This window comes from Proteiniphilum acetatigenes DSM 18083 (genome assembly GCF_000380985.1).
In the GTDB taxonomy this organism is placed as follows: domain Bacteria; phylum Bacteroidota; class Bacteroidia; order Bacteroidales; family Dysgonomonadaceae; genus Proteiniphilum; species Proteiniphilum acetatigenes.
This window is the reverse complement of sequence record NZ_KB905692.1, coordinates 617,002-628,319: the sequence shown is the minus strand read 5'-3', so window position 1 is coordinate 628,319 and position 11,318 is coordinate 617,002. Positions and strand designations below refer to the sequence as shown.

The following is an 11,318-nucleotide window of genomic DNA, read 5'->3' as shown; positions in this document are numbered from 1 at the left end:
AGTCTCTATCTTTGCACCCGCTTTCAGGAAATAATTACTGGGAAGCGGAATATAAAAAGCGATCTTTAGGATATTTACATATACGTTTTAAAGAAGACAAAGCAGAGTATACAAGGGATCTCGGGGCGTTAAGCCGCCGAGATCAAATTGGTACCCGTTCAATAAAAACAGGAACTATTTCGATAAGCCGGGGACAGAGGCAAACTTGTTTTGCCATGACAAGGCGCGGAATAGTGTCCGGCAGGAAAAAAAGAGATAAATCGTGAATTCGGAGGGTCCGGGGGAGAGAGTCTTTGCGTGGTTTTTTGTTTGTCCGCTTCACGGTTCAGTCCGTGGAGGCGGGGGAGGATATTTCAAGGAAATATAAAAAAACAAATATACAACGAAGAGTTTGATCCTGGCTCAGGATGAACGCTAGCGATAGGCCTAACACATGCAAGTCGAGGGGCATCACATGAAGTAGCAATACGGATGGTGGCGACCGGCGCACGGGTGAGTAACACGTATGCAACCTGCCTTCAACAAGGGGATAACCCGTTGAAAGACGGACTAATACCCTATAACACAGGGGCCCCGCATGGGGATATTTGTTAAAGATTAATCGGTTGAAGATGGGCATGCGTTCCATTAGCTAGTTGGTGGGGTAATGGCCCACCAAGGCAACGATGGATAGGGGAACTGAGAGGTTTATCCCCCACACTGGTACTGAGACACGGACCAGACTCCTACGGGAGGCAGCAGTGAGGAATATTGGTCAATGGACGCAAGTCTGAACCAGCCACGTCGCGTGAAGGAAGACGGCCCTACGGGTTGTAAACTTCTTTTGCAAGGGAATAAAGTGAGTCACGTGTGACTTTTTGCAAGTACCTTGCGAATAAGGATCGGCTAACTCCGTGCCAGCAGCCGCGGTAATACGGAGGATCCGAGCGTTATCCGGATTTATTGGGTTTAAAGGGTGCTCAGGCGGGCGATTAAGTCGGCGGTGAAATTTTGCGGCTCAACCGTAAAAGTGCCTTCGAAACTGGTTGCCTTGAGTGTGGATGAGGTAGGCGGAATTTGTGGTGTAGCGGTGAAATGCATAGATATCACGAGGAACTCCGATTGCGCAGGCAGCTTACTAAGCCATAACTGACGCTCAAGCACGAAGGCGTGGGGATCAAACAGGATTAGATACCCTGGTAGTCCACGCAGTAAACGATGATTACTGGCTGTTTGCGATATAATGTAAGCGGCTGAGCGAAAGCGTTAAGTAATCCACCTGGGGAGTACGTTCGCAAGAATGAAACTCAAAGGAATTGACGGGGGCCCGCACAAGCGGAGGAACATGTGGTTTAATTCGATGATACGCGAGGAACCTTACCCGGGCTTGAAATGCATCTGGCGTCTCCAGAGATGGGGATTTCCTTCGGGACAGATGTGTAGGTGCTGCATGGTTGTCGTCAGCTCGTGCCGTGAGGTGTCGGCTTAAGTGCCATAACGAGCGCAACCCTCATCGTTAGTTGCCATCAGGTCAAGCTGGGGACTCTAACGAGACTGCCATCGTAAGATGCGAGGAAGGTGGGGATGACGTCAAATCAGCACGGCCCTTACGTCCGGGGCGACACACGTGTTACAATGGGTGGTACAAAGGGCAGCTACATGGCGACATGATGCCAATCTCCAAAACCACTCTCAGTTCGGATCGGAGTCTGCAACTCGACTCCGTGAAGCTGGATTCGCTAGTAATCGCGCATCAGCCACGGCGCGGTGAATACGTTCCCGGGCCTTGTACACACCGCCCGTCAAGCCATGGAAGCTGGGGGTGCCTGAAGTCCGTAACCGGTGAGGAGCGGCCTAGGGTAAAACCGGTGACTGGGGCTAAGTCGTAACAAGGTAGCCGTACCGGAAGGTGCGGCTGGAACACCTCCTTTCTGGAGAAATGCCGCCTTGCTTGAGGCAAACGGAAATACAACCGGCAAAAAGCTTTATTGACGGAGCTTCCGGTTCACGGTTATTTTTTTTCTGAAAAGAAAAGGAAGAAGACAGGGTACCAATGGTATAGATGTATAAAGCTTTGTGAAAAGATGAAAGGTCCTGATTTTGAATCTTGAATCTTGAATTGACGTAAACGTATATTTAAATGAATGATATAATCCACTATAAGGGAAGACATCCCCCCGTTGCAGACGGCAAGCAAGTATGGAACGAGGCAGAAAAAGAGGGATGCCGACACGAAACCAGCCAGTCCTATAGCTCAGTTGGTTAGAGCGCTACACTGATAATGTAGAGGTCGGCAGTTCAACTCTGCCTGGGACTACTTGAAAATCAATTGACAATTGACAGTTGACAATTGACAATGAAGGAAACGGGGAATTAGCTCAGCTGGCTAGAGCATCTGCCTTGCACGCAGAGGGTCAACGGTTCGAATCCGTTATTCTCCACCGTTTTTTTAAGGGTGAAAAGGTGACAGGGCGGGAAGGCTTGAAAAGCAGTGGACAAGAAGGCGGGAGGCATGCGAGCCCGAAGCGCGAATAAAGGAAATATTGATGTTTGAAGTCCGTCGGGGACACGAATAATGGAAGCATGGACAGGATGCGGTGGAAAACCGGAGGATCCTTCATTTTCAATTGTCAACTGTCAATTGTCCATTAGGGAAGAGCGGTTCGACTCCGTGCCAGACAGCTATCGATTGCCCGTGTGACCGAAGGGACGCACAAGGGGATGACAATTGAAGAGAGATCTTTGACATGATGAAATAAAAACAAGAGCAAAAAACAAAAAAAAGAGTTCATTGAAAATGGCTTTCCCGCCATGGCAGACGTCAAGTTTGCCCCCATATGGCAATAAGGGGAAAGACAGACAGATCAAAGACGCTAAAGTATATTTATCATACCCGGCTGTCTTTTTATCCGGTGCGAGCACTGAAAGGAAAAGACATACCGGACGGCGAAATAAAAGTGAATAAGGGCACATGGGGGATGCCTAGGCTCTGGAAGGCGAGGAAGGACGTGATAAGCTGCGAAAAGCCGCGGGGATTGGCAAATACGAATCGATCCGCGGATATCCGAATGGGGCAACCCGGCACGCGAAGAGCGTGCCATTCCGTTGAATGACGGGAGGCGAACGTGGGGAACTGAAACATCTAAGTACCCATAGGAGGAGAAAACAAAAGTGATTCCCGGAGTAGTGGCGAGCGAAACGGGAGGAGCCCAAACCGGATCTGTTTCGGCAGATACGGGGTTGTAGGACTGAGGCATGGCAAGAGACCAGGAAAGTGGAACCATCTGGAAAGTTGGATCATAGAGGGTGAAAATCCCGTACACGACTTTCTGGCGAAGCCTATCAGCATCCTGAGTAACGCGGGACACGAGAAATCCTGTGTGAAACCGGCGGGACCATCCGCCAAGGCTAAATACTCTCCAGAGACCGATAGTGAACCAGTACCGTGAGGGAAAGGTGAAAAGAACCTCGAACAGAGGAGTGAAATAGACCCTGAAACCATGTGCCTTCAAGCGGTCGGAGCCCGTTTACGGGTGACGGCGTGCCTTTTGCATAATGAACCTACGAGTTACTCTTGCCTGGCAAGGTTAAGTACAACGATGTATACAGCCGCAGCGAAAGCGAGTCTTCACAGGGCGCACAGTCAGCAGGAGTAGACGCGAAACCAAGTGATCTACCCTTGGGCAGGTTGAAGTATTGGTAACACAATATGGAGGACCGCACCGGTAAACGTTGAAAAGTTTTCGGATGACCTGAGGGTAGGGGTGAAAGGCTAATCAAACTTGGAGATAGCTCGTACTCCCCGAAATGCATTTAGGTGCAGCCTCGGACTACGAACTTATATGAGGTAGAGCTACTGATTGGATGCGAGGGCTTCGCCGCCTATCAAGTCCAGCCAAACTCCGAATGCGTATAAGTGATATCCGGGAGTGAGGGCGCGGGTGCTAAGGTCCGCGTCCGAGAGAGGAACAACTCAGACCATCAGCTAAGGTCCCGAAATATATGCTCAGTTGCATTTAACGAAGTCCTGCCGCAGCGACAGCTAGGATGTTGGCTTGGAAGCAGCCATTCATTTAAAGAGTGCGTAACAGCTCACTAGTCGAGTGGCGGGGCGTGGATAATAATCGGGCATAAGCATATTACCGAAGCTATGGAATTGGCAAATCGCCGCAAGGCAATTTGCCACATTGGTAGGGGAGCATTCCATCACGGCGTTGAAGGCGCACCGCAAGGTGTTCTGGAGCGGATGGAAAAGCAAATGTAGGTATAAGTAACGACAAAGGGGGAGAGAAACCCCCTCGCCGAAAAACCAAGGTTTCCTGATCAACGCTAATCGGATCAGGGTTAGTCGATCCTAAGGATAAGCCTAGAGGCGATTCCGATGGAAGAAACGGTTAATATTCCGTTACTGTCATGATAAGCTACGCGGGGACGCAGGAGTGACACCACTGCCCACTGACGGAAATGTGGGTTGAAGGGGGTAGGCGTCGAGAGGGGTAGGCAAATCCGCCCCTCGAGCCGAACCTGAAAGTATGGCAAGTCTTCGGATGAGCCAATAACGTGGGTAAGCCGACTGCCAAGAAAAACCGCTACGCGCCAATTATCATGGCAATCGTACCGCAAACCGACACAGGTGGTTGGGTTGAGAATACTAAGGCGCTCGAGTGATTCACGGTTAAGGAACTAGGCAAAATAGTCCTGTAACTTCGGGAGAAAGGACGCCGGCAGCAATGTTGGCCGCAGAGAAATGGAGAAGGCGACTGTTTAACAAAAACACATGGCTATGCAAAGTCGAAAGACGCGGTATATAGCCTGACACCTGCCCGGTGCTGGAAGGTTAAGAGGAGATGTCATCTGTCAAAGGAGAAGCATTGAATTGAAGCCCCAGTAAACGGCGGCCGTAACTATAACGGTCCTAAGGTAGCGAAATTCCTTGTCGGGTAAGTTCCGACCTGCACGAATGGTGTAACGATCTTCTCACTGTCTCGACCGTGAGCTCGGTGAAATTGTAGTATCGGTGAAGATGCCGATTACCCGCGATGGGACGAAAAGACCCCGTGAACCTTTACTATAGCTTTACATTGATGTTGGGCATCCGATGTGTAGGATAGGCCGGAGGCAATGAATCGGTGACGCCAGTCATCGTGGAGCCGACGTTGAAATACGGCCCTTCGGGTGTTTGACCTCTAACCCCTTTTGAAGGGGGACACTGTATGGTGGGTAGTTTGACTGGGGTGGTCGCCTCCAAAAAAGTAACGGAGGCTTCTAAAGGTGCGCTCGGGACGATTGGTAACCGTCTTTGTAGAGTGTAATGGCATAAGCGCGCTTGACTGGGAGACCCACAAGTCGATCAGGTAGGAAACTAGAGCATAGTGATCCGGTGGTTTCAGCATGGAATGGCCATCGCTCAAAGGATAAAAGGTACTCCGGGGATAACAGGCTGATCATTCCCAAGAGCTCATATCGACGGAATGGTTTGGCACCTCGATGTCGGCTCGTCACATCCTGGGGCTGGAGAAGGTCCCAAGGGTTGGGCTGTTCGCCCATTAAAGTGGCACGCGAGCTGGGTTCAGAACGTCGTGAGACAGTTCGGTCTCTATCTATCGTGGGCGTTAGAGATTTGCGAGGCCCCGACACTAGTACGAGAGGACCGTGTTGGACAGACCTCTGGTTTGCCGGTTGTTCCGCCAGGAGCACTGCCGGGTAGCTAAGTCTGGGCAGGGATAAGCGCTGAAAGCATCTAAGCGCGAAGCCTACCTCAAGATTAGATCTCTTTATAAGGGTGGTTGCAGACTACGACCTTGATAGGCTGCAGGTGTAAAGGCGGTAACGTCACAGCCGAGCAGTACTAATTGCCCGTAAGCTTTGTTTTGTCAGGTCCCTGCAGGGTTTGATAAATAGCATTTGGAGCGTCCGGAAGGATTTGAAGGTGATCTTGGATATTTTTGGATAATTGCTCTTGTTTTTCGTCATGTCAATTTTATGGATTAAGGGTTAAGGGTGAAGAATTTCATTATTCACTATTCATTATTAACTTACAATATTAAGGTGGTTATAGCGTTGGGGATCCACCTCTTCCCATTCCGAACAGAGAAGTTAAGCCCAATGGCGCCGATGGTACTGCATCATTTGTGGGAGAGTAGGTAGCCGCCGTCCTTTACACAGTCAAGCCTCCGAAGTGAACTCTTCGGGGGCTTTTTTATTGCCATGGAACATTATCTTTATAAGCGAAATACCATCACCCTCAGTGGAAAATATAATTTACTTCGCAACAATTGCTTGAACAAGAACAAGAATAAAAATATGTAAACTTTTTGTATTCCGTTCAGCTTATGTTATATTTCGAGAATACAAGAGGCGCCTCGGAAAAGCCCAAACAAGCTTGGCTTTTCTCTCGACTTATGTTATATTTGTAGCGATTAAGACAAAACAATTGGCAATCGTCTTAAAAAAATAAAAATAGAATTATTTTTTTAAACCTTAGTGAAAAAATGCGTCAAAGTGTAGTATTTCGGAAAAATAAACCATGAGCATATCAATACGTTCGCTGAATAAGGTTTACCCAAATGGTAACCATGCATTAAAAAATATCAGTATGGAGATCCCGACTGGTATGTTTGGACTGTTGGGACCTAACGGAGCGGGAAAATCCACGCTTATGCGAATCCTTGTGGCCCTTATGGAGCCGTCGTCCGGAGAAGTCGATGTATTTGGATATAACCTGCTGAAAGAGCGTAAAGAGGTGCGTGCTATCCTTGGCTATTTACCCCAGGATTTTCGTTTTTTTGCCAAATATAAAACACATGAATTTTTAGACTATGCTGCACGATTGTCCGGTATGAACAACAAAAAGAAACGTCGCCAGGCGGTTGATGAGATGTTGGAAAGTGTCGGATTGTTTGATGTGCGGGAACGGTATGCCGGAAGATTGTCGGGTGGGATGAAACGTCGTTTGGGCATCGCGCAGGCGTTGATTCACAATCCGAAATTGATTATCGTGGATGAACCCACCACAGGATTAGATCCGGAAGAACGTATCCGTTTTCGTAACCTGCTTGCAAAGATCAGTGAACAGGATGTAACGATCATTTTATCGACGCATATCGTGGGTGATATATCAAGTACCTGTAATTGCATGGCTTTGATGAACAAAGGCGAAATTGCTTTCTTCGGTTCGCCGGAAGATATGCGAAAGACAGCGGAAGGGAAAGTCTGGCGTATGCAAATCAGTGGCGACGACTTGCCCCTGATAGATAAAAAATATCCGGTTATTACTACCATACCATCCGGCACAGGATGGGAAATTCAGGTCGTTGCCGACGAGATAAAGGGCTACGATGCGGAACCCTATCCGCCCAATCTCGAACATGCGTATGTATATTATATGGAGAAAAAGCTGAACCGGTGGATTGATGGTTAGTAAGGTTGAAGCTGAATGACGTACGAAGAAAAGAATTGAAACAAGGGTTGAATGGGAATATTTTTTGAAACAAAGAGATAAAGCATGTCCAAACTGCACAATATACAGTCTGTTGCTAAGTACGAGAGTAAGCTTCTGATGCGAAGCTGGTTTTACCGTATCTTTCTCGTGCTGGCAATCTTGTTTTTGTGCATATTTAATTTTGCAACATTGGTCGCTGATGGTGGCGGATTCTGGATGATGAAGGCATTGCCGGCCAACATCCCCTATGTTAACCTGATGTTTCTGAATACCGGACAGGCTATCATAGCCGTATTTCTGTCATCCGAATTTTTGAAATCAGATAAAAAGCTCGATACTTCCGAAGTTTTCTATGTGCATCCCCTTAGCAATGCGGAATATGTGATCGGTAAGATTTTGGGAAATATGGGGGTTTTTATCCGGTTAGACCTTTTTATCATTGTGTTGGTTGTTGCTTTCAATCTTATTTCAGGCGTATCCATCGACTGGATGGCTTATCTTGTTTATTTTCTGTTGATCTGTATCCCCACTTTGGTTTATATTTTCGGCCTCTCCATCGGACTTATGCTTGTCCTTAAAAGCCAGGCCATTACTTTTGTTGTTTTATTGGGATATATTGCACTTACACTGTTCTATATTGGTGATAAGTTCTATTACCTGTTTGATTATATGGTGTATAATCTGCCTCTGGTAAAATCTACGATCATTGGATTTTCAAATTGGGGAGCGTTGATCAATCACCGTATGATTTACCTTTTGCTTGGATTGGGATTTATTTGTTTGTCCATCTTCCTGTTCAGGCGACTTCCCAATACAAAACAGGGAAGTTATCGTTGGATTTTCCTGTCGTTGCTTTTCGTTGCCGCCGGGATATGGGCTGCATATAATCATGTGGTGTCCATCACCCAAGCGGCAAAAATGCGTCAATTATATACCGAAGTGAACAATCAATATGTGAACAGGCCGAAAATGGTGATCGACCATTATGATATCAGCCTGGATCAGCACCCTCAAACGATCTCATCGGAAGTGGAGATGCGTGCGGTAGCATTGGACGGAGCGGCTGTTTTCACGTTTTGCCTGAATCCCGGATTGACCGTGAGCGAAGTGACGGAAAATGATAAAGCGTTGTCATTTACGCGGGATCATCAAATCCTGTTGATTGATTTTGGACGTGAAATTGCGCAGGGAGATTCGGTTCGGTTTAAAGTGAAATATACCGGATCTATTTATGAAGACTTTTGTTATCTGGATATTCCTGCCGGGTTATTACAGGAGGAATATGCAAGAGAAATGTTCAAGATAGATAAGAAATACAGTTTTCAGGATAAAAACTATTTGCTTTTCACACCTGAAACTTATTGGTATCCACGTCCCGGCACGTCTTATAGTAGTGAAAACCCGGATTGGCAACAGGCTTATTTTAGTCATTTCCGTTTGAAAGTGAAGACGATAGATAATTTGAAAGCGTTGTCTCAGGGTACCATGAAATGGCCGGTCGTGAAAAGGATCGAGGTCGATCCCGATAAAACAGAAGAGTCTGACAGCGAGTTGACAGCTTCGGGAGAAGATGATCGTACTGTCAGGGATAGGTTCTCTCGAAGAGATTCAATCCGAATCTCTGGTCGGGATAGAGATACAACCCGAGCCTTCGCCCGGGATTCGCTTCGTAGACAACGAGGAAATCGGGAGGGGAGAATCGATGCGGGAAGAAGCCAGGAAGAAGGAGTGGTTCGGGGTGAAGGGCGAGAAGGAAGAACGGGCAGGGAAAGAGGTACAGATCGGGGAGAAAATCGTGAATGGGGTGAAGGAGGTAGAAGTCGTGAAGGAAGACCGGAAAGAGGAGAGAATCGAAGGAGACCAGACAGAGGGGGCGATGTAGGAAATAATCGAGGCCGGGAAAGGATTACGGATAGAGGTGCTGGGCAGGATTCAGTTGCGGTCAAAGGTAAGGAGTTGGTGGAAAAAAGGCCGAAAGTGATCACGGAAGTTTCCTACGATAGTATTTTTATTTATGAAACTGATTTTCTGACCCCATCCATCTCGCTTATTATCGGCGATTATGAACAGAAAAGTATTGATGTGGATGAGACACTTTTTAGTATATGGTATTTGAAAGGGCATGATTATTTTTCAACTGTGTTCGATCAGATCGCCGATACGATCCCGGCACAGATCAGAGAGCGCAGACGCTCGATTGAAATCGCCTATTCACTTGATTATTCCTTTAGTCGCTTTTCTCTTGTCGAGGTTCCTGTGCAGTTTTACAGTTATGCGCGTACATGGACACAGGCACAGGAAGTGATGCAACCCGAGATGGTGTTATTCCCTGAAAAAGGCAGTCTGATCAATGATGCGGATGTGGTGAAAGGAATTCAGGATGAAAAAAACCGGGCAAGACGAAACGGACAGGAGATCAGCGATGAAGAAGCGGCTATGCGTGTCTTGAACCGGTTTACACGATTGTTTGAGCGGACGGAAAGCAATGTTGACTGGTCGCAGGACCGGGGGACGGTGAATGTTTCCGTGAAACCGAATCCTTATTTTGTTTTCCCGCAATTGTATAATTTCAGGTACAATATTTTTTCTTCCGAGTGGCCGATTGCCAACCGCTTAATTGAACTATACCTGCAGGATAAAGCGGATAATAACAATTGGATCAGGCAAATGAACGGGATCAGCAATAATGAAAAAGCAAACTTGCTGATGGAGAAATCACCATTCAAAGAACTTCTTGCCGATGTAGAACAGCGGGATTTACTCGATAATGTCACTTCTCTGAAAGCCAATTATTTATTTGCTCACGCAGAGCGGAATGTAGGGTATAAGGAATACAGGGATTCGTTACGTGCTGTTTTGCAGCGTAATATATTTACCAACCTGAGATTCGAGAGCCTGTTGGATACCATGGGGATGATTGCTGATGTGGACCTGCGTGCTTCTCTTGGGGCATGGTATCATCCTACTCCTCTTCCTGTCTATCTCATCGGAACACCGGAAGTTGTCCAGATTACGAATCGTGACAGGGAAGTATTTGTTGTGAAGCTACAGATTACAAATGATTCAGATCATGATGGGGTGATCAACGTGGAAATAAATATGGGAGGGGGACAAGGCGGTGCAATATATGACCCGCGTGCAAAGCGGAAAGTACCTCTCAAGGCGCGTGAAACGAAAAACTTAGTGTCGGTATGGGACGAACCGCCGCGTAATATCAATGTCAACACGCTGATATCGGCAAACCTACCCAGCGTGATCGATCTTCCGGTAAACAATATCATTCGTGAACGGAATAAACCGGTAGATGAAGAAGGTGATTTTGTCGTGGAAAACGCTTCCCACGACATACCCGGAGAGGTAATTGTCGACAATGAAGACTCGACACTGTTCGTGTTGTCAGTACCAGATGTCGTGGGGCTTTTGCCGCAATGGCTTGATCAGGTGGATGACAACTCGTTCCGCTATTCGGGTGTATCGGGATGGCGTCCACCGTTGCAGTGGACATTGACTACGAATGATAAATATTATGGCAAGCATGTCCGCTCTGCTTATGTGATCAAAAGCGGGAGCGGAAGCCAGATCGCGACATGGAAAATTCCTGTTCCCGAGTCCGGCCAGTACGACTTATATTATTATATCTACAAGCCGGATGAACTTCGCAGAGGTCGAGGCAGACGCGGCCGTGGCCGGACCGGCGGAGATCCCGAATATCACTTTAAAGTACGATATGACGGTGACGAAGAAAATGCATACATTAATTTGCAGCGCTCGGAAGAGGGCTGGAGTATATTAGGTACTTACTTTTTTAGTAATGATACGGTGCAAGTTGTTTTGAGTAATGATTCCAGGCTATCTACCGTAACGGCCGATGCCGTGAGGATTGTAAGGAGATAGTTTA

Annotated in this window: 4 protein-coding genes, 2 tRNA genes and 3 rRNA genes; all 9 read left to right on the top strand. The window is 47.3% G+C overall.

Features of this window, described 5'->3' with window-relative positions; genetic code table 11:
• On the top strand, positions 1 to 266 hold a 266-nt coding region (locus tag F597_RS22685; RefSeq protein ID WP_026327029.1), incomplete at its 5' end, for a hypothetical protein.
• A 113-nt stretch (positions 267 to 379) separates the two neighbouring features.
• Positions 380 to 1,910: ribosomal RNA gene (locus F597_RS0102175) — 16S ribosomal RNA — on the top strand.
• 209 nt (positions 1,911 to 2,119) lie between these two features.
• On the top strand, positions 2,120 to 2,245 hold the full coding sequence (locus F597_RS22970) for a hypothetical protein (RefSeq protein ID WP_281167170.1): 126 nt from the start codon (positions 2,120 to 2,122) through the stop codon (positions 2,243 to 2,245).
• A tRNA-Ile gene (locus F597_RS0102170) sits at positions 2,223 to 2,296 on the top strand. The genes F597_RS22970 and F597_RS0102170 overlap by 23 nt, the downstream gene beginning before the upstream one ends.
• 50 nt (positions 2,297 to 2,346) lie before the next feature.
• A tRNA-Ala gene (locus tag F597_RS0102165) sits at positions 2,347 to 2,420 on the top strand.
• A 510-nt stretch (positions 2,421 to 2,930) separates the two neighbouring features.
• A 23S ribosomal RNA gene (locus F597_RS0102160) occupies positions 2,931 to 5,851 on the top strand.
• A gap of 172 nt (positions 5,852 to 6,023) precedes the next feature.
• Positions 6,024 to 6,135: ribosomal RNA gene (gene rrf, locus F597_RS0102155) — 5S ribosomal RNA — on the top strand.
• The 16S, 23S and 5S rRNA genes sit together here with 2 tRNA genes alongside, the layout of an rRNA operon.
• A 370-nt stretch (positions 6,136 to 6,505) precedes the next feature.
• Entirely contained in the window at positions 6,506 to 7,399 is an 894-nt protein-coding gene (locus tag F597_RS0102150) for an ABC transporter ATP-binding protein (RefSeq protein WP_019538068.1), read from the top strand.
• A gap of 84 nt (positions 7,400 to 7,483) precedes the next feature.
• Complete coding sequence (locus tag F597_RS21440; RefSeq protein WP_019538067.1) at positions 7,484 to 11,314, top strand: golvesin C-terminal-like domain-containing protein; 3,831 nt, start codon at positions 7,484 to 7,486, stop codon at positions 11,312 to 11,314.
• Positions 11,315 to 11,318 lie beyond the last annotated feature (4 nt).